The 17,654-nt window shown below is 69.6% G+C and carries 16 protein-coding genes and 1 pseudogene; 5 read left to right on the top strand and 12 right to left on the bottom strand.

Annotation, left to right across the window (positions count from 1 at the left end):
* Window positions 1–78 precede the first annotated feature (78 nt).
* From NAEX_RS43515 to NAEX_RS43505, 3 genes are all read left to right on the top strand, one after another.
* Complete coding sequence (locus NAEX_RS43515) at window positions 79–1,191, top strand: hypothetical protein (RefSeq protein WP_096333369.1); 1,113 nt, start codon at window positions 79–81, stop codon at window positions 1,189–1,191.
* 144 nt (window positions 1,192–1,335) lie between these two features.
* Window positions 1,336–2,235, top strand: coding sequence for a tyrosine-type recombinase/integrase (locus NAEX_RS43510; protein ID WP_096333368.1), 900 nt, complete (start codon window positions 1,336–1,338; stop codon window positions 2,233–2,235).
* Window positions 2,236–2,296: 61 nt separating this feature from the next.
* Complete coding sequence (locus tag NAEX_RS43505; protein WP_143140140.1) at window positions 2,297–2,851, top strand: hypothetical protein; 555 nt, start codon at window positions 2,297–2,299, stop codon at window positions 2,849–2,851.
* A 48-nt stretch (window positions 2,852–2,899) separates the two neighbouring features.
* On the opposite strand, the gene NAEX_RS43500 is transcribed toward NAEX_RS43505, so the two are convergent.
* Genes NAEX_RS43500 through NAEX_RS43495 form a run of 3 tightly spaced genes read right to left on the bottom strand, consistent with a single transcriptional unit; the run spans window position 2,900 to window position 4,234 of the window.
* A complete protein-coding gene (locus NAEX_RS43500; RefSeq protein WP_143140139.1) occupies window positions 2,900–3,481 on the bottom strand; it encodes a hypothetical protein in 582 nt (193 codons plus the stop codon).
* A gap of 33 nt (window positions 3,482–3,514) precedes the next feature.
* The gene (locus NAEX_RS51660; protein ID WP_420814155.1) at window positions 3,515–3,760 is read right to left on the bottom strand and encodes a zinc finger domain-containing protein; all 246 of its coding nucleotides are present in this window, start codon (window positions 3,758–3,760) and stop codon (window positions 3,515–3,517) included.
* 3 nt (window positions 3,761–3,763) lie between these two features.
* On the bottom strand, window positions 3,764–4,234 hold the full coding sequence (locus NAEX_RS43495) for a hypothetical protein (RefSeq protein ID WP_143825741.1): 471 nt from the start codon (window positions 4,232–4,234) through the stop codon (window positions 3,764–3,766).
* A gap of 258 nt (window positions 4,235–4,492) precedes the next feature.
* Here NAEX_RS43495 and NAEX_RS49125 point away from each other — a divergent pair, with 258 nt between their 5' ends.
* Together NAEX_RS49125 and NAEX_RS49120 are read left to right on the top strand one after the other, a co-directional pair.
* Window positions 4,493–5,077 carry a hypothetical protein gene (locus tag NAEX_RS49125; RefSeq protein WP_100792685.1) on the top strand — a complete coding sequence of 195 codons (585 nt, stop codon included), beginning with the start codon at window positions 4,493–4,495 and terminating at the stop codon, window positions 5,075–5,077.
* 34 nt (window positions 5,078–5,111) lie between these two features.
* A pseudogene (locus NAEX_RS49120) lies at window positions 5,112–5,408 on the top strand (helix-turn-helix domain-containing protein); the annotation flags it as partial.
* A gap of 57 nt (window positions 5,409–5,465) precedes the next feature.
* Here NAEX_RS49120 and NAEX_RS43485 read toward each other — a convergent pair.
* From NAEX_RS43485 to NAEX_RS43455, 9 genes are all read right to left on the bottom strand, one after another.
* Window positions 5,466–6,038, bottom strand: coding sequence for an HNH endonuclease family protein (locus tag NAEX_RS43485; protein ID WP_096333363.1), 573 nt, complete (start codon window positions 6,036–6,038; stop codon window positions 5,466–5,468).
* The gene (locus tag NAEX_RS43480) at window positions 6,035–7,294 is read right to left on the bottom strand and encodes an AAA family ATPase (protein WP_096333362.1); all 1,260 of its coding nucleotides are present in this window, start codon (window positions 7,292–7,294) and stop codon (window positions 6,035–6,037) included. The genes NAEX_RS43485 and NAEX_RS43480 overlap by 4 nt, the downstream gene beginning before the upstream one ends.
* 342 nt (window positions 7,295–7,636) lie before the next feature.
* Window positions 7,637–7,789 (bottom strand): hypothetical protein, encoded by a 153-nt coding sequence (locus tag NAEX_RS51655; RefSeq protein ID WP_170136501.1) that lies wholly within the window; start codon window positions 7,787–7,789, stop codon window positions 7,637–7,639.
* Window positions 7,786–8,505, bottom strand: coding sequence for a recombinase family protein (locus NAEX_RS51650; protein ID WP_170136500.1), 720 nt, complete (start codon window positions 8,503–8,505; stop codon window positions 7,786–7,788). Before NAEX_RS51650 ends, NAEX_RS51655 begins: the two co-directional genes overlap by 4 nt.
* Window positions 8,502–9,260 carry a hypothetical protein gene (locus tag NAEX_RS51645; RefSeq protein ID WP_170136499.1) on the bottom strand — a complete coding sequence of 253 codons (759 nt, stop codon included), beginning with the start codon at window positions 9,258–9,260 and terminating at the stop codon, window positions 8,502–8,504. The genes NAEX_RS51650 and NAEX_RS51645 overlap by 4 nt, the downstream gene beginning before the upstream one ends.
* Before the next feature lie 11 nt (window positions 9,261–9,271).
* Window positions 9,272–14,512 (bottom strand): methyltransferase, encoded by a 5,241-nt coding sequence (locus NAEX_RS51640; RefSeq protein WP_170136498.1) that lies wholly within the window; start codon window positions 14,510–14,512, stop codon window positions 9,272–9,274.
* Between the two features lie 137 nt (window positions 14,513–14,649).
* Complete coding sequence (locus tag NAEX_RS43465) at window positions 14,650–15,057, bottom strand: hypothetical protein (protein WP_096333360.1); 408 nt, start codon at window positions 15,055–15,057, stop codon at window positions 14,650–14,652.
* A 186-nt stretch (window positions 15,058–15,243) separates the two neighbouring features.
* Window positions 15,244–16,296 carry a hypothetical protein gene (locus NAEX_RS43460; protein ID WP_096333359.1) on the bottom strand — a complete coding sequence of 351 codons (1,053 nt, stop codon included), beginning with the start codon at window positions 16,294–16,296 and terminating at the stop codon, window positions 15,244–15,246.
* Complete coding sequence (locus tag NAEX_RS43455) at window positions 16,297–17,559, bottom strand: receptor L domain-containing protein (protein ID WP_143140137.1); 1,263 nt, start codon at window positions 17,557–17,559, stop codon at window positions 16,297–16,299.
* Window positions 17,560–17,654 lie beyond the last annotated feature (95 nt).

Below are 17,654 nucleotides of genomic sequence, written 5' to 3'. Positions count from 1 at the left end.
GGCCGGGTGGTATTCTCGCGGGTTTCGGCCCTCGCAACGCCGAGGAGGGGCGCGGCGCGGCTCCGTAGAGTCGAAGACGTGTCCGACGAGCGCTACTACACCGTCACCGCGAAGTTCGACCCCTCCGTGATCGCGTCGACAGACGACCCGTGGGTCCCTCCTGCGACCGCGGGCCAAGACCCCTCCGACATGCGGACCCGCAGGTTGGTGACGGCCGAGGTGGGCCGGTTTCCGCCCGAGGTCCTTGGGCGGAAGACACGGAGCGGGCGCTCGCTCGTGCAGGTCTGGACCGACGGCCCGGTCGCTCAGGGCGACCAGTACTTCGTGCTGGGTTCCAACAACCCCGACGAGTCCGACCCGCCGAACACGATCCGCGGCTTCGCCACGCCGCTCACGACCTCGGCGCTGCGGGCCCAGGTGGTCATGCTGGGGCCCGCCGACCACCTGGCAATCGAGACCCGCGACACCACCACCTGCTACATCGCCGTCCTCGATCTCGATGAGCACCAGCTGCTCGAGTGGCTGGCGGACACGCAGGGCGCCTTCCCCCTGACGAACCAGCCGCCGACCCAGATCGACGTCGGCGATGCCGCCCAGGTCGGCGTGATGCCGGAGGCCGCCCGCGCCGACCACCAACATCCCCTACCCGCTCCGCCGGCGCCGGCGACCGCGGGGGGCGTCACGAACGACGCCGGCGTCTCCACCTTCGTCTCTCGGGCCGACCACCGACACCGGGTCAACGTCGAGGTCCAGGCCGGCGGTGTGCTCCAAGGAGCGCGGCCGAGGCTCAACTTCATCGGCGCCGTCAGCGTCGCGGACAACGGCGCCAACGAGCGGGTCGACGTCACGGTCGCGGACTCTGCTGCCATCACCCTCCAACTCGCCAACGCTTCGGTGCTCCCGGCAGCAGTCGCTGGCGTCGCGCCGATCAGCGGCGCCATCGACTTCTTGAGCCTCATCGCCAACGCGAACATCGCAGGCGGCCCCCTGTCGGTGTCCCTCGAGCTCGCGGGCGGAGTCCTCGTCCCGGGCAGCCTCGTCACGTTGGCCAACGGAACCGCCGCGTTCACCCCAAGCGGGGCAGTGCCCCCGCCCACGACCGTCGTCCAAGGGGACGCTATCATCGCCCGCTTTACCGGCACGAACTCGGCCGCGGCGGTCGCTTCGGTCACGGTCCGCTTCAGGCGCTGACCCACCTGAGGGGTGCAGAACCTGGACGGCTTGAAAGCTATTTGCTCGAAAGCGGGCGTCTGGCGTTGGTCGCTGTAGCTTGACTCACAGTACACCAGCCTCCAGCGACGCGTTCTCCACAAGGGCGCGCGGTAGATCGAGCTCGTGCTGCGCAACGCTATAGAGCGTTTCATCGAGTTCATCACGTGCGTGCGGCGTCTCTCGCCGCACACCACTCGCGCCTACTCAGGTGACCTCCACGGGTTTGCGAACGGAGTCGAGCGCCGACACGGCCGGCCCGCCGCGCTCAGCGACCTCACCCGAGCTGAAGTGAGGACACATCTCGCAGAGAGGTTCGGCGAGACGGCTGCGAGCACGGCCGCCCGCGCCATCTCCGCCCTGCGCAGCTTTGGAGATTTCCTGCGCGAGAGCGGCGAGCTGGACGACAACGAGGTAGCGCTGGTCCGCCTGCCAAAGATTCCGGAGCGGTTGCCGCTGGTGCTTGAGGAACATGACCTTGAGAACATGATTGAAGGGCCAGGCCATGCCGAGGGCGCTCGTGGCCTCCGTGACCGCGCGGTCCTCGAGGTGCTCTACGGGGCCGGTCTACGTGTCGCCGAGTGCGTTGCGCTCGATGTTGATGATCTTCGTTGGGATGGCGACGATCTGACCATCCGGGTGGTGCGCGGCAAGGGGGACAAGGACCGCATTGTTCCCATTGGAACCCTCGGCGCGGCGGCGGTGCAGCGGTACCTCGAGGTGCGCCGCCAGTGGCTCAACGCGCCAGCCTCGCCCCTCTTCCTCGGCAGGAACGGCACCCGCCTCAGCGACCGCACTGTTCGAGAGCTGGTATATCGCCGCTGCAAGGCGGTCGGGGCCAAGGTCCGCGTGGGGCCTCATGGGATCCGCCACAGCTTCGCCACGCACCTGTTGCTGCGAGGCTGCGACCTGCGAAGCATCCAGGAGATGCTGGGTCACGCAAGTTTGAGCAGCACGCAGCGCTACACGAAGCTCGACCTCGGTTGGCTCGCGGCCGAGTACTACCGAGCCCATCCACGAACGTGAGGCGGGGATGCGGGCTTGGCGCCCCTGGCATTCCACCACCTTGTTGTGATACTGCGCGTCTGTGCAGGTTCCTGCCCAATTCGCCAGCCAGGAGCAAGTCATCACAGCCGCAGGCGTGCCCTCCCCTGTCGTCCGCAAGTGGGTGCAACGCGAGCTCATGCCAGAGCCGCGCCGGGCCGGCGGAGGACACGCCCAGGGCACCAGGAACCTGTGGCCGCCGTGGGCGGTTGAGCGCGCCAGCTGGATCCGTGAGCAACTCCGCGGTGGCGCATCGCTCGAGCAGCTGGTGGTGCTCGTGCGGCATGGCTTGGGCGTCCCCTCGGCGCCGATTCTCGAAGCTGAGGCAGACGGCGAGCTCTCTCACGCGCCGTCAGAAGAATCGGCAGTCGTCGACGCAAGTCCGACAATCATGAACGACCCCGTTGCTCCGGAACCGCTTCAGATCACGCTGGAGAGCTTCAACCTCCTCGCCGCCGAGCGCCGCCTTTGCGAAGTCGCACTCCAGCGCGCCGGCTCGCTGGTTGGAGCCGCCAAATTGCTCGGCATCACTCGGCACGCGCTGAAGCGCCGGATTATCAAGCTCAGGCTGGACGGCCCGGGGGCGCGTCAGGAGTGATCAGGCGCTCGGCGGCCGCGAGCGCCCGCCGAGCGACCCAGCCTCGGATCAGCAGTACCAGGGGCTCCTCGCCCACGCGAGAAACGCCGCGCGGTGCGGCTCGTCCCAGGAGGCCATCGCCGCGACCACGTTGAAGGTGCCGACCCGCCACGTCTCGGCGTTCGCCAGGCGCCGCAGCACCTGCGCCACCGGCTCGGTTCGTTCCTCCTCGGCCAGCCACTGCCGCACCGGGGTGTACTCGCAGGCGAGCTCGGCGGCGAGGCCGGCGGCCTCACGTGCCTTGAGCAGCTCGCCGAGCTGATAGGCGCGCCATGCCGCGAGCATCTTCTCCCGCGCGTGCGCGATGCGGCGGCGGATCATGGGCGCTTCGGTCTCCTCCCGATCGTCGAGCCGTTGGTCGCAGTCCTCGCGGATGCGGCGCAGCTCGGTGCAGAGTGCATCTCGCACCATTCCGACGGGGTTTGGCGGGCGATTCCAGATCGCAAGCACACAGGCGGCCGCGTGGCGCGAGCCGGAGGTGCCGGCCGGGCCGGCCGCCCATGTGTCGAGCGCGACCGGGTCCCACGGCTCGAGCGGCGCGTCGGCGAGGGTCGGGAAGCTGCGGGCGAAGTCGATGATCTTCTCGTACATGTTGATGTCCTCGTGCAAGCAGGCGTTACAGACTCAAGACGCCCGGCCCTCACGCAAGAGGGCGCCGTTCGTCTGAAGAGGCAAAATCAGCGCTAGCAGCTCGTCGCGCCGCCAGTCCGAGCACGCGCCGTCGGCGAGCGCATCGGCACGCAGAATTCGGGCGCGATGCGCCAGCGTATCGTTGTCGTGATCGATGTGTCGCACGCCCCTGTTTGCGCACGGCCGGCCCGGCCGTGCGCGACACGTGGGGCAGTACACCGCGTCGGTCCTGATGAACATGAGCTACTCCGCTGCGACGGACGCCGCAGCGCGCGCGCACGCCGGCGTGAAGCCTTCCCAGTGCGCTCGCACCCGGATCGGCGAGCTCGCCTTGAGCCACAGCCGATGCGTGCTGCTGCGCGGTGACAGGGAGCCGTGGAAGACGATCCAGTCGCCTTGCTCATCGGCCTCCACCGTCGCGTGGGCCGTAACCCCGGCGGACGCCGCCTCGGCACTCAGTTGGTGCGCCACGATACGGCCTTCGTCAGCGGTCAACCCGCCCTCACGCCCCTGCGACCAGCGCTCGCGCAGGAGCGACTCCTGGCGCGCGAGCTCTGCGCGGAGTCGGCAACCGCGTGCGAGCTCATGTCCTTGACGGTCCCCGCGACGACCACGGCCGCTCTTCGAGAGGTCGCCGGAAGCGAGGCGCAGGTCGAGCTCTTCTCGCAAGCGCGTGAGGTCGGGATGGTCCTTCAAGAATTCATCGATGGTCACCGGCATGCAGCTCGAACGCCCCAGACTGTCCCATTATTCAGGCTGTCCGAAAGGACATGCAGGAGACGGACATCGCCGGCCGATCATCGTGATCGGCCAGACCGCCCGTCCGAGCTTGCACGAGGCGATCGTCGCGTGTTATCGGAGCGGCATGGCACTCGTCGAAGAGATCAGGCTGCAGTCGAGAGATGTGCTAATCGCGGCTTTACGGCAAATTCTTCAGCGTGAACCCGATGCGACGCTCCAGGACCTCGTCGGGTGTCTGAAGATCCGGCCGGACCTTCGAGAGGTTCGCATCGTGGAGGTCCTCCCTGCGCTCTCAGGGCACCCGAGAGCTGCATCGCCAGCGCAGGTAACGAGGCCGACGCGCTCGCGGGCGAGGTCGACGCGCCCCTCGGTGACGCTGTCCGCGAGCTCTCCGACAGCGCGCTCGCCCGCGGCGAGCGCCAGGGCGAGCTCGCCGGTGACGAGGTCGACGCGCTCGCCGGCGACGTCGACGCGCTCGTCGGTGACGCCGTCCGCGAGCCCATCGGTAGCGCGCTCGCCCGCAGCGGCGACGAGCGGCAGGGCGAGCTCGCCGGCGACGACCAGCGCGAGATCGCCGGCGACGGCGGCGACGACGTCGGCGACGGCCAGCGCGAGCTCGCCGGCCACGTCGGCGAGCTCGCCGGCGACGTCGGCGACGACCAGGGCGAGCTCGCCGGCGACGTCGGCGACGACCAGGGCGAGCTCGCCGGCGACGCCGGCGAGCTCACCAGACACGCCAGCGACGCCGAGTTCGCCGACCGACTCCGAGCCGACCAGCCCGACGTCAGCAACGTCCGAGCGAGCGCACTCTCATGAGGCGCAACGGCGGCTCGCCGAGCAGAAGGTCGCGGCCTACTTGGTACAGGAGCTGCCTCCTGGGTCACTCAGCTTGCGGGTGACGCAGCAGACCATCGCCTGCGCCATCGGCAGCACGCGGCAATGGGTCGATGTCGTGCTGATCTACTTCCGGAACCAGGGCCTGCTGCAGCTGCGTGGTCGGGCTCTCGAGATCCTCAATCTCGAGGCGCTCAAGAGCCTGATCCCGCCACCTCCGCCGAGCGTGCTGCGGCGCAGACCATCCGATCCGCGACCTCGAGGCGCGCTGCGGAGCGCCGCTGTCACAGCGCGTCCGCGGCGTGACTTGTAAGTCGCTGTAATCATTAGGTTTTTACAAAGTCTCGCGCTCTCCCGCAAGCTTCTACAATCAGAGTCCGTCGCGCTTGCGAATGGCGCGCGCGAGCAGCGGGTCTACTTCGTCGAGCACGTCGAGGATGCTCGGGTTCCTCTCGTAGTGCTCGAGCCAGGCGCGGTGATAGCGGATCACGGGTTCGCCGTCGCGAAGGCCGAGCCGAGCGATGGCGTTGTTCGCGCGCTCGCGTTGCTCAGCGGGGCATCGCTCGGTAACGCGGAGCTGTAGACTCGGGAGGATGAGCTCGAACCAGTCGTCCTCGATCATGCACGGATCGAGGAGCTCGCTCGCGCGGACACGGTTTTTTCGGCTGTTGATCGACGGAGAGCAATAGCGGTAGTTGCTCCACTCGTAGGCGAGACTGCGGTCCTCGTGGCACGAGACGAAGTGGTCGACCTGGCCGTCGTAGATGGCGATCGCAGAGTAGGCACAACGCTGCTTGAACGCCGCCGCGAGCGCGGAGGTGATGACGACCCAGAAGTCGCGCGGCCGGCGCTTGTGCGGGTTCTTCTCGAGCCACCCGTTACCGGGTCGCCGAACCTCAGCGTCGAAGTTCGGCGGCTCTTCAGTGCGTTCGCAGCGGATCACGAGCCCACCCGAGTACTCACGATCCAGCGCGGCCAGAACGGATCTATGCCCGGTAGGAGGCGGCGGAGCTGGGCGTCGATCGCGTCTTTCGTGCGGAGGTCGTCGGAGAGGGCGGCGGTGTCGCCGCGCATGAAGGCTTCGGCGGCTTCGATCGCGCGCTCGGCTTCGACGGAGCGGGCCTGCTCGAGGCCGAAGTTGTCCGAGACAAGCCAGTTGACGACGTCCCCTTGCTTGGCCCAGGGCTGGCACTCGATGGCCGCGCGGCCGTCGACGAGTTCGAAGCGAAAGAGGGCGTCGCGCTCGGGCTCGAAGTGCGGCTCGAGCGAGGCAAGGACCAGCGGAGAGTGGGTCGTGACGACGAGCTGGACGTGGACGTCGCCCCACAGACTACGGATCGCTTCGAGGAGCGCGGGGAGGATCCGGCGCTGCCATTGCGGGTGGAGGTGGGCCTCGACCTCGTCGATGAGGAGGAGGAGCTCGCGGGCGGGCTCAACGCCACTGAGCTCGGCGGCGCGTACGTGCTCGTGGTAGGTCCAGACAAGCATGTACGCGAGGCTGAGGATCCGCTTCATGCCCGCGGAGGCGTGAATGACCGGGACCGCGGCGTGCGGGAATTCGAGGATGGGGATGTCTTGGGCCAGCGAGCGGGAGACGCGGGTCGGCTGGCCGAGGACGAGGCGCTCGTGCGGATGCGGAGAGAGCACTTGCAGGACGCGCTCAAGGTGAGGATACGGGGAAGACTGGCCGGCGGCATACATGAAGCACCAGGTCACCCAGTCGTCGAGCAGGCCCTTGCAGAGCTTGGACTCATGGCCGTACCAAATCGCCCGCTCGTCGAACGGAAAGACTACGCATGGCTCGTCGGGCCCACGCGGCCAGCGTTGCGAGTCGGATAGGGAGAAGCGGCCGTCCGCATGGGCGAAGAGATACGGGCCGGAGGTCGTCGGGAACGCGTGAGAGGGGCGGCTCCACTGCTGGATACTGTGCTTGAAGGCAGCGCGGGTCTGCTCGCGGGCGCCGTCGAGGAGCCACCGTAGCTCGGGGTGGCTTTCCTTCGGCGCGAAAGGGCGGCCGGGGGGGCGGAAGGGGCCGGCAGGGAGGCCGGCCCAGGTACCAGTCATGACCCACCAGATGACGTCGAGCAGGAAGCTCTTGCCGAGCCCGTTGTCGCCTGTCAGGATGTTGAGCCGTTCGGCGAGCTCGACGTCGAGTCGGGGGCTCGGACCGGTGTCGATGAGGTGGAGCTCGCGGAGCATGCGAGCCACGAGGATAGGACAGAAGCGCGCAGCGAGCCAGCGGGCCCAGCGGGGCTGTCAACGGCCTGCGCGGCAGTCAGGAGGGTGCCGCGGCACAACAACCCGCAGGAGGCCTACTGTCGCTCGTGGTGTCGTGAGCGACGCGGATTCGACTCGAATCGGCCGGGCCGGTCGCGGTGCTTGGGCTTGGATCTACCTTTTGCTCGAAGCCAAGGCGCATGCGCTCGCCCTTCAGCCTGTTCCCGTCGCCGCAGCGGAGCGCGGCCACGTCGAGGATCGCCTCTTCAACGAGTAGATGCCCTTTCAACAGGATCAGATCGGATCGGTCGTCGAGCGGGAGCTTCAAACGCGCGAGAGCGGCCGTGCGTAGGCGTTGTGCGAGGTCGGCCAGAGGTACCAGGCCAGGCCGAGGCCTGCGCCGACGATGACGCAGCCGACGAAGAACGCCGACATGTCCACCGGCGGCGGCGGCGGCTTCTTCTTCTGGTCGTTCATGAGGTCACCGTCCTGTCCTCGCTCAAACGGAGGAGCCGGCGGACCGACTCTGTGTGCCAGGCCCGCCCGCGGGGGATGAAGTTCTCGGCCGACAGCTGGCGGCCGATGGCACGGAGCGACGCGCCGGTCTCGGCGAGCTCGGCAGCTCGAGCAGCTGCAGCCCGCTCGCTCTCGGCGGGCACGAGGTGCTTGCCCTGGGCGGCGAAACCGTACGGGGCGCACGGGCCGGTGACCCGTCCCTCGGCCCGGCGGTGCGCCAGCGCCTGGCGGGTCCGGACCTTCGTCCAGAGCCGCTTGTACTGCGCGAGCGCGTCGAAGAGGGCTCGTTGGAACACGTCCTCGGGGCTGTCGTTCTCGCCGGTGCCGTCGAGCGCCACGAGCCGCGCGCGTTGCTCCGTGACGATGAACTCGAGCTCCGCCGCCACGTGTCGGTCGCGCGCGAACCGGTCCCGGTGGATGGCGACCAGCACCCCGGCGCCGTGAACCTGCAGGTCGGCGAGCGCCGCGACGAGGCCGGGCCGGCGATCGAGCCGGGTAGCGCCACTGACGCCGAGGTCCTGGTGGACGGCGATGAGCCGCTTGCCCCGCTCGGCGGCCCAGCGCTCGAGCAGCCCGCGCTGGACGTCGGGGCTGACCTGACCCTCGTCCTTGCTGACCCGCACGTACCCGATCGCGAGGTTCGGGTCCGTGGGGCGTCGCCGACGTGTCCGCTTCACGCCTCCCCCACCCCCTGCAGCAGCTCGGGCCAGAGCCACGCCTTGAAGACCGCGGTCGTGACCGGGAGGTCGAAGTCGCCGATGAGCAGCTCGGCGTTGAAGCCGCGCGAGGTCATGAGCTTGAAAGCCTCGGTGGTGGCGTCCTGCACCGACTTGGATAGCACGGACTGCAGCCACTGGCGGATCTTGACGTCGGCCTGGGGCGCGAGCGGCACCGAGCTCGTGTTGTAGCTCCCGCCGAGCGCGTAAGCCTGTCGGACCGCGAGGCCGGCGAACAGGCCCAGCGCGGTCGCGAGCGTGCCCGACGACCCGAGGCCGACGACGATGAGGCGGCCCTTCACCTTCCGCTCCTGCAGCGCGGCGAAGAGGAAGTCCTGCAGCCCGATCGAGACCTTCTGCAGCGTCATCAGGTCCGCCTGCGGCTCGATGTAGCTGCGCTTCTGGCCGCTCCCGACCGTGCCCAGCGGCACCAGGACGCGCGCGGGCGACTCGAAGCCGGCGAACATCGCGCGGATGTCCGCGTCGCCGCTGTCCGTGTCGTGGAGCACGACGATCGTCGGCAGCTCGGCGGCGGGGTCGGTCGCGGTGGTCGTCCACTCGGCGAACTCCCACGAGCCCAACTTCGGGGGCCCGTTGCCGTTGCCGTTGCCGGTGCCGTTGGGCGTCGGCTGGCCGAACGTGGAGATGAGGTAGCCGGCGCCCGCAAGGGTCGCGGCCGTGGCGAAGACGGTGACGAGAACTTTTCCCAGTGCCATGGTGTGCCTCCTCAGAACGGAATGTCGTCGCTCGGCACTCGAGCCTCGCGGGCATCCGTGAGCCAGCGGGCCGCGACCGCCCGGTCGCAAGTGCCGTTCTTGCAGCAGACCTCGAGCTCCTGCAGGTACGTCTCGAGGGGGTCGTACGAGCACACTTCCCCGCCGTAGCGCGGGTCGGCCGCGCACAGCTGCTCGGGCGCGAGCCAGGGCTGGTCCACGTACTTGCGGAAGGTCCGGATCCGGAGGCGCACCATCCGAGCCGCGTCCTTGCTCAGGCAGCGCTCGTTGTCCTTGAGCGCCTTCGTGCTCCGGCTGACGGCGTCCTTGAACCGCTCGGCGTCGTAGGCGTTCTTCACGGGCTCCTGCAGCTCGGGCGCGAGGCGCCCGTACTCGGACGGGCTCGGCAGGTCGCCCGAGCTGATCTGCTCGGGGCGCCACGTCACCGTGATGTCGGCCGTCTTCCCGCGGTCGAGGGCGTTGCGGCCGATCGCGGCGCCGAGGTATCGCTCGAACTCGGTGACGCGGTCCCAGGGGACCTGGTCCCAGCGGCGAGCCTTGCCGAACAGGTACTGCAGCAGCGCGGTCGTGCCGGACTTCGGCCCGGCCCGCCACAGCCGCTTCAGCCGCTTGCCTGCCTCGGTCTGGTCGAGTCCGACATGACGCTTGCCCCGCTTCACCTCCTGGCGCGACATCCACTCGGTGATCGTCTCCACATCGGGCGCGTAGTTCAGCGAGTGGTAGAGGCCGTTGTTCCGCATGTACTCCTGCACCGCGTTGCGGGTGGAGCGGAACGGCAGGACCCGTGTCCTCGTCTTGTGGCTGCGCCGGCGTTGTTCGTCGGCGGCTTGCTCGGCCGCTGCGCGCCGGTACTTCGGCGCGCGCTCGGCGGGCACGACGAAGCGGCTGAGCCGCGGCTCGATGTCGTCGGGATCGACGTAGACCGTGACGCGGCCGTGGGGGGTCGGCACTTCGGCCATGTATCCCCGCCGCAGCTCGGCGCCCAACATGCTCGCGCGGACAGGTTCCTCGGTCACCGGATCGATCGCCGCCACGTGGGCGGTGAGCGGGCGCTCGGCGGAGGCGGTCCGTTCTCGTTGCGCCAGGCGCTCGGCTTCACGACGCTCTCGATCGGCAGCGCGGGCGACCTCGGCTTCTCGGGCCCGCTCCCGCTCGGCCTGCTTCGCCTCGCGCTCGGCCTTCTTGGCGGCCTGCTCGGCTTGTTTTGCCTCGCGCTCGGCCTTCTTGGCGGCCTGCTGGGCCTGCTTGCCTTCCCTTTCGGCCTTCTTCGCCGCGGCCTGGGCTTCTTTGCCCTCCCGCTTCGCCGTCTTCGCCGCGGCGCTGGCCTGCTTGCCCTCGCGGGCAGCGGTCTTCGCCGCCGCTCCGGACTGGGACTTCGAGCTCGAGCTCTTCTTGGCGGCCTTCTTCTTGGCGGCCTTCTTCGGGGGCATGCGTGTCGTGCTCACGGTCGTTGTTTCCTGGGGAGGCCATGGCGGGGGTTGGGGGCCTGCGGGGACGTGTCGGTACGGTCCAGGTGGCCAGGGCTGGTCTGCGCGCTCGAACTGGTCGTGGCCCGCGCTGAACTGGTTGCTGTAGCGAAGGACGCCGCGCTCGAGGCCGCGAGCGATCGCCTGGTCCAGGTGGTCGCCGCGTAGTTGCCCCCGTGTCTTCGGACCATCCGACACGGCGGCGAGGATGGTCGCCAGCGTCGCATCGACGGCGGCGTCGCGGCGCCGGACCCGTTCATCCTTCGCCGCGCTGCGCCGCGCGAAGCCCTGGGGATCCTCGGCCTCGTGCTCGTTGCGGAACTCTCGCACCGCGCGTCGCTCCGCGGCGAGGCCTTCCGCGGCCTCCGGTCCGAGCATCTTGACGATGTCGAGGGACGCTGACTCGGGCCCCGGATAGCGGGTCTCCTGCTCACCGTCGTCTCGCATCAAGACGAGGTCGTCGCGGTTCCAGAACACCCTCCACCCTCGGCCGCCGGCCTCGAACTCCAGGACTTCCCGGGGACCAAGCTCGCGCAGGCGCTGCACCAACGAGGGGCGCCGAGGCGCGACGTAGGTCGGGATGGGGACGATCGGGTACTCCGGTCGGGTGCGAGGCACGTTCATCACCTCCGTGGGTCGTCGGAGATGCACGGTGACGGTGGCGACGTTGGTGGGCCGAGACGACTTGAGGAAGGCGCCCTCGTCGTTGTCCTGCCAGGTGCCGCCGATGCTCTCCAGCCAGCGCACAAATTCGGTCTCGATCCGGCCCTGTCGGAAGAACGGACCCTTGCTCATGATGGAGACCAGGACCCCGCCGGGCTTCAACAACGTGAACGCGTGGCGGACGTGCGCGACGTCCTGGTTGTCCTCGAAGGGTGGGTTCTGAATGATGGCGTCGTAGCCGCCCTGGTCGTGCTCGAGGAAGTCGCGGCCGATCAGCCTGAAGCCCTTCGCGGCGAGCAGGTTGCGCAGGCTCTCCTGGCGCTCGATCACGTCGAGCTCGGCTGCCGGCTGCGCGCGCTGGATCGCCTCGGCGAGGGCACCGCTTCCCGCCGACGGCTCAAGGACCCGCATGCCCGGGCGGAGCTTCGCGAGCGCGACCACCTCGTCGGCCAGGTCCGCCGGGGTCGGCACGAAGCCAGGAAAGCGCACGCCGACGAGGGCACGTTCGGCCGCCTTGATCGGGTCCTCCTGCTGCGGCCGGCCGTAGCAGCAGCTCAAGAACTCGCCCAGCGCCGCCCGAAACTTCTCCGGGGAGTCGAGACCCATCCGCTGCACTCGATGGAAGTCCGCGACCTCGTCCTTGATCCGCTTGGACATCCACGGGTCGAGCTTCGCGACCTTCTCGCCGAGCTCCTCGAATTCGCGGATGAGCCGTGGGTCCGTCAACTCGTAGCTCTGGCGGTTGTCGGCGTGTTGGAACAGCCTGCGGAACTTGCCCGCGAGGTCCTTGAGGCCGCGCTCGCCCTCGAGCTTCATCAGCGAGCCGAGGTAGTGGTCGGGCCAGGGGTCAGGCCAGGGGTACTTCGCGCGCGCGAGGTCCTCGCTGGTGAGGACCCGGCCGCGTTGTTCTTCCCTCGGCGGGATGAGCCGCGCGAGCACCCCGCGGAGCAGCTCGACGTGGGTCCGAGAAGACACGCCGTGTAGATGAGGCGCTGCGCCGCGTTCTACGGCATCGGCGACGCGGCGCATCGAGTCCGCGACGGCCTGCTGATGCCTCGCGCTCTGGTCGATGCCCGCTGCGATCCCTGCCCGGCGCGGGGTGTTCGCGTTGCGGGGACGGCGGAGTTCTTGCTCGGCGCGCCCATGCAACGTGTCGGCTGCGGCTCGCAGCTTGGATGCCGCCGCGGCGCGTGCCCCTGCTGGGGCGGGGCCTCGCTCTGCCCTCGCGCGCGCGGCTGCCGGCGCGGACGCTCGCTCTGCCCTGGCGGGCGCAACTGCCGGTGCGGACGCTCGCTCTTCCCTCTCCGCCCTCGCCCGTGCGTTGCGGTCTGAGTACGCCCGGCTCGGCGGGCTCATGCTCGCGGGCTGCGCCGCGAAACCGCCGTCTCGCAGCTCGAAGATGTTGTAATCGCCGCCACCTGGGCCAGACCCAGTCCCGCTGAGGCTCGAGCGGGTGCGGAAGCTCGCCCCCTCCACGTCGGTGTCCTGGAACATGGCCGGCTGCCACTCGCTGACCCAGGCGTCCTCGGACGCGAACCGATACCCGATGCCCGGAACGAGGCGCGGCTTGTCGATGAGGTCGGCCTCCGCGACCTTCCTCGAGGCGGCGCCCGCCACGACGGCCAGCCGCCGCCGTTCGAGCCCGGCCGCCAGATAGTCGTTGACCGGGCCCCTCGACGCGTCGAGCTGCCTCTCGTTGAGCAGGCCGACCCACACCTTCCGCGTCGCGGACATGATCCGCTCAAGCGCGGCCGCCGTCGTCAGCTGCTTCGTTTTCCAGGGCGGCGTGACCAGGTCGAGGCTCGGGTCACCCGGGCTCGGCACGATGCGGCCGCCGGCGCGAAGGTACTCGAGCACTCGAGCGGCCGCGCACTTCATCTCGCGCTGGTCCGAAAACGCCGCGAGCACCAGCTCGCGCCAGGTCAGCGCATCCGCGTCCGGTCGGGGTACCACCGGACCGAGCGGCGTGCGATCGGGCGTCGCGGGGACGGGACAGGCCTGCGGTGACGTGGCGAACAGCTCGCGCGCGAGCCTGCGTCCTTCCGCGAGCTCGGCGTCGGTGGGGACGCCGGCGACGCTCGCCGGAGAGGTTCCGAGCTCGGCCGCGTTCGCCTCGCCCTCCGTCGCGCCCGCCTTGCATCCGCAGTGGCAACTCTCCTCGCCCTCGACGTCCTCACGCACGGGGTGGAACGGCACGACATCCGCGTCGAGCGGCTCTGGCGGTGCGGATGCCTCCGCGGTCGCGGGCGCGCTCGGCCACGCGACGCCAAGCACCTCGGCGACGGCTCGGCGCGCGGCCTCGTTGCGCTGCCGCTGCCAAGCTCCATCGGAGGGCGCCCACCGGAAGCCCGAGCGCTTCAGCCGCTCGCGCACCTCGAACGAGGGCTTCGAGTCGAAGAAGATCTGAATCCGGTTCTTGTCGGTGTTCTCCTCGACGCGACCGCCGTCGAACGCGAAGCCGCCGGCCGGTCGCGCGCGCTCCTGCTGGAGCTCCGCGATGCGCTGCTCCATGCGACGGATGTTTGCGAGGTTGTTCGTCAGGGCGTAGTCGGGGAAGCCGATCCGTCCGGCGAAGTCCTTCTTGAGCAACTCGGCCGCGCTCACAGGCTTGATGCCGAGGGTCCCCAGCTGCTCGATCTTCTGCGCGTCGGTGAGGTTCCGTCGGATGATCTGGTTCGCCGCGCGCATGCGCTGCTGCAGCACCCTGCCCTCTTCGACCTTCCGCTGCAGGAGCTCGACAGCGTCGCTCCGGTCGGACGAGATGACCCGCGGCTGAGAGGGCCGCACCTCGTGCAGCATCGCGCGCTGCCGCTTCTCGTCCCAGTCGAGAAAGTCGTTGACCCGTTTCTCGTAGACCTGGCTCCGCTTCTCTTGTTGGCGGACCGGGAATCGTGACGGCCCCGCGACGAGCGTGCTCACGAGGCCGGCGCGGGTGCTCAAGACCTCCCGCTGCCGCTTCAACCAGTCGACCCGGTACTGCCGAAACAGCGCCAGGGCTTGCGTGAGCTCGGCCTCGTCACGCGCTCGGCGCTGTAGCGCGTGCCAGACCCGGCGCATGTGCTCGAGGTAGCCCTGCCGCACCTGGTGGCCCCGTCGGTCCGGCACGTGGGATGTGCCCGTGTGCGCGCGCTCGGCGAGCTCCCGCGGGATGTCGTCGATCGAGACGTCGGGCGGTTCCTCCTGACGAGCCGCCGGTGGCACCGGCGGCGGAAGGGATGCGGCATCTTCGAGCGCCGGCACGCTCACCTCTGCAGCTCTTCGAGCGCGGCGATGGACTTCTTGAAGTCCTTCTCGGTCAAGAACAAGCGGCGGCTCAAGAACGACGAGAGCGGCCTCGGCGTCACGACGCGTCCTTCGACCGTCACCTCGCGCTGAAGCGCGTCCGCGATGAACTGCGCCGCCAAGGTGGCCGTCGCCGTCTCGGGCGGGTGGTAGCCGAGAAACACGTCGTGGGTGGGGGCGAACGCGGGCTTGGCGGCGAGCCACACTTGCGCGAAGGGCTTGCCGGTCCAGGTGACGGTGTAGCTGCTGCGGGCGAGGCTCCCGGCATCCACGAGCCCGGTGGTGTCTCCCTCGAAGGAGAACCGGACCGTCGGCTCCGGAGCGTACAGCTCGGTCGCGAACAGGTGCTTACGACTCGTCGCCGCCATCGGTTGAGTGTCGGCGAGGCGGAGGACTCGCTCTTGGGCAACGCGTGCGCTTCGGAGGTCAGAAATGCCGAGGTCGTGCGCGGTCGTGCGCTGGCACCGACGAGTTCGCTGGAAGCCGTGCAAGGGCCGCCATCGTTGAGTCGTAGCTCCGACTCGGGCGAGCACGCGGCGGTCGGCGGCCGGCTGTCAGGGCGCGGGCTCGACGAGCCGCAGCTCGACGTCCTGAACCGTGCGGGTGGCGGCGGCGGCCGGCGCGAGCAGGGTGTAAAGCCCTGCGTCGAGGTCGAGCTCGACGTCGGTGTCGAGACCCGGGAGCCCGCTCGGCAGATCGACACAGGCGCCGCATCCCCACAGCTCGGCATAGCCGGAGGAGCGGAGGCGATAGCGGCCGGCGCGCTCGACCCGGAGCGTCATGGCGGTCCACATCCCCGTAAAGAACGCTTGCGACGAGTCGCGGACGCCGACGTAGCCGGGGTCGTCGCACGAGACGACGAAGCTGTGCGCCCAGACGTCCGCGATCCGTTCGGCGCTGCCCACGTCGCAGAGGTCGACCGCATACGTGCAGCCGAGCGGCGTGGCCAGGTATTCCGCCTCGAGCTCAGCCAGCGACTCACCGTAGACCTCGAGGAAGAGCGCGCGGATGTCGTCCTCGGACCATGTCTGCGCGCCCTGATACATCCGCCGGAAGGCGTCCACGCCGCGAGTGTCGATCAGGAAGCGGGTGAACAGCGCCACCGCGCCGTAATCGAGCGTCCCCGTCGTGAGGGTGAGTTGATCGCCGACGGGAACGGGCGCGCCCACGAGTTCGGGCCCCTGCAGCGCGGCGGCGATGCCCTCGGCGAAGAACGAGATGCTGGGCCCCCACGCCTCCCACGTCATTGCGTGGACGAGCTCGTGACGCAGCGTGGTCAGCGGCAGACCGAAATTGGCGAGCGATTCGAGGTACGACGTGTTCGGGTCCCCCAGGTAACACGCCGCCGCCGCCGCCGGGCACAGGGAGATGTCGCCCACCTCCACGAGCGCGACAAAGTCGTCGGGGACCGGCTCGCCGAGGAAGGCGAAGGTGCGCTCGATGAAGCGATCGAGGCTCTGCACGCTGCCGGCGCACAGCTGCTCCGTCTCGACAGTGGTGTCGATGGTGAAGTGCTCACCGACCCACGCCGGACGCGGCTCCTCGGCGTCGGACACCGGAGGCGCGCAGGCGATGAGGACGGCGAGGACGAGAAGAGGAGCGCGCATTCAACCCCCGCAGCCGTCCGGATCGACGAGGCACAGGCCGGTGCCCGGCTCCCCGTCCGCGTCTTGCTCGGCGTCGCAGACGGAGTCGTCGGGCCACGGGCACGGATCGAGCACGGTCACCTGGCCCTCGTTGTCGCCGACGCGAGGCTCGCCGTCGTGCTCGACTTCGGTGAGCAACGCGTCGACGGCCGCGGGAGGGAGCGCGGCGTTGCCGAAGATCCACAACTGGTCGGCGCGGGACAGCGCGGGCAGCCACGAGCGGAGCTCGGTGAGGCTCGCGTTGTGCTGGATGCGCAGGCCGCTCAAGCGCGCGAGGCCCGTCCAGGGGGCGATCTGCGCGAGTGCGGCGTTGTCGGTGAGGACCAGCCACTTGAGCTCCTCGCCGTCGATCGCGCAGTCGAACCGCGTGAGCGCGGCGTTGCCGGTGACGAAGACCGAGGCGGTCGTCTCCGGGACCGGGGTGAGGACCGCGGCCAGGCGCTGCAGGCCCGCGTTGCCGTGGACACTGAGGGAACCGAGGGCCCAGCCGGTGAGATCGAGCTCGGTCATCCGCGGGTTGTCCCCGAGGATGACCGCCCCGACGCTCTCGAGCGCGGAGAGCCCGGCCAGCCCGTCGAGCCCCGTGGACGCGAAATTCAAGCCCCCGCTCCGCACGAGCCCGGAGAAATCGACGCTGCGCAGGTTCGGCAGCGCGGCGAGACGGAGCCCCCCGTCGACGCGCGCCAACGCGGGGAACTCGAGCGTGGCGAGCCGCCCGCTGTCCTGGACGATGAAGTCGCCGGCCACGGACTCGATGCGTTGCAGGCCCGCGATCGAGGCGAGCTCGGGGTTGAGCGCGAGCTGGAGGCCGCCGATCTCGACCAGGCGATCGCCGAGCGCGACGGACACGAGGCGCGGGTGCTCGCCGACGTAGAGCGTCCCGCCGATCCGCTCGAGCGCCGGGAAGGCGTCGATCTTGGTGAGCGCGGGGTTGTCGGAGATCGACAGGGCGCCGCCGATCTCTCGCAGGGAAGCGAAGCGCGGCAGCTCGGTCCATTCGGGGTTGGCGAATACGAGGAGCGAGCCGGCGATCGATTCGATGCCCTCAAGGCGGGCGAGCTCGGCGGCCGTCCGCTCGTTCACGACGACGTCGCCGAGGACACACAACTGCCCCGAGACGCCGGCGTCCCACAGATCGAGCCCCTCGACCTCGGTGCACGGCTCGGGCGCACAGGCCAGGAGCCCGGCTCCGAGGATTCCGGCACGAGCCCTTCTGGCGACCATCCAATCCATCGTAACTGCGCCTCCTCCGTGGCGATATCGGGCCTCGCCTGGCCTCGACGCGGCCGCGCCGCCGCTTCGAGCGCAGGTCGATGCAC

Origin of the sequence: Nannocystis exedens (assembly GCF_002343915.1) — a bacterium.
GTDB classification, from domain to species: Bacteria; Myxococcota_A; Polyangia; order Nannocystales; family Nannocystaceae; genus Nannocystis; species Nannocystis exedens.
This window is presented reverse-complemented; position numbering and strand designations above follow the sequence as displayed.

Excerpts from the sequence above, each read along its gene's own strand:
- NAEX_RS43500 (WP_143140139.1), bottom strand. The coding sequence starts at position 3,481 with ATGTACGAGAAGATCATCGACTTCGCCCGCAGCTTCCCGACCCTCGCC.
- NAEX_RS51660 (WP_420814155.1), bottom strand. The coding sequence starts at position 3,760 with ATGTTCATCAGGACCGACGCGGTGTACTGCCCCACGTGTCGCGCACGG.
- NAEX_RS43480 (WP_096333362.1), bottom strand. The coding sequence starts at position 7,294 with ATGCTCCGCGAGCTCCACCTCATCGACACCGGTCCGAGCCCCCGACTC.
- NAEX_RS51655 (WP_170136501.1), bottom strand. The coding sequence starts at position 7,789 with ATGAACGACCAGAAGAAGAAGCCGCCGCCGCCGCCGGTGGACATGTCG.
- NAEX_RS51645 (WP_170136499.1), bottom strand. The coding sequence starts at position 9,260 with ATGGCACTGGGAAAAGTTCTCGTCACCGTCTTCGCCACGGCCGCGACC.
- NAEX_RS43465 (WP_096333360.1), bottom strand. The coding sequence starts at position 15,057 with ATGGCGGCGACGAGTCGTAAGCACCTGTTCGCGACCGAGCTGTACGCT.
- NAEX_RS43460 (WP_096333359.1), bottom strand. The coding sequence starts at position 16,296 with ATGCGCGCTCCTCTTCTCGTCCTCGCCGTCCTCATCGCCTGCGCGCCT.
- NAEX_RS43455 (WP_143140137.1), bottom strand. The coding sequence starts at position 17,559 with ATGGTCGCCAGAAGGGCTCGTGCCGGAATCCTCGGAGCCGGGCTCCTG.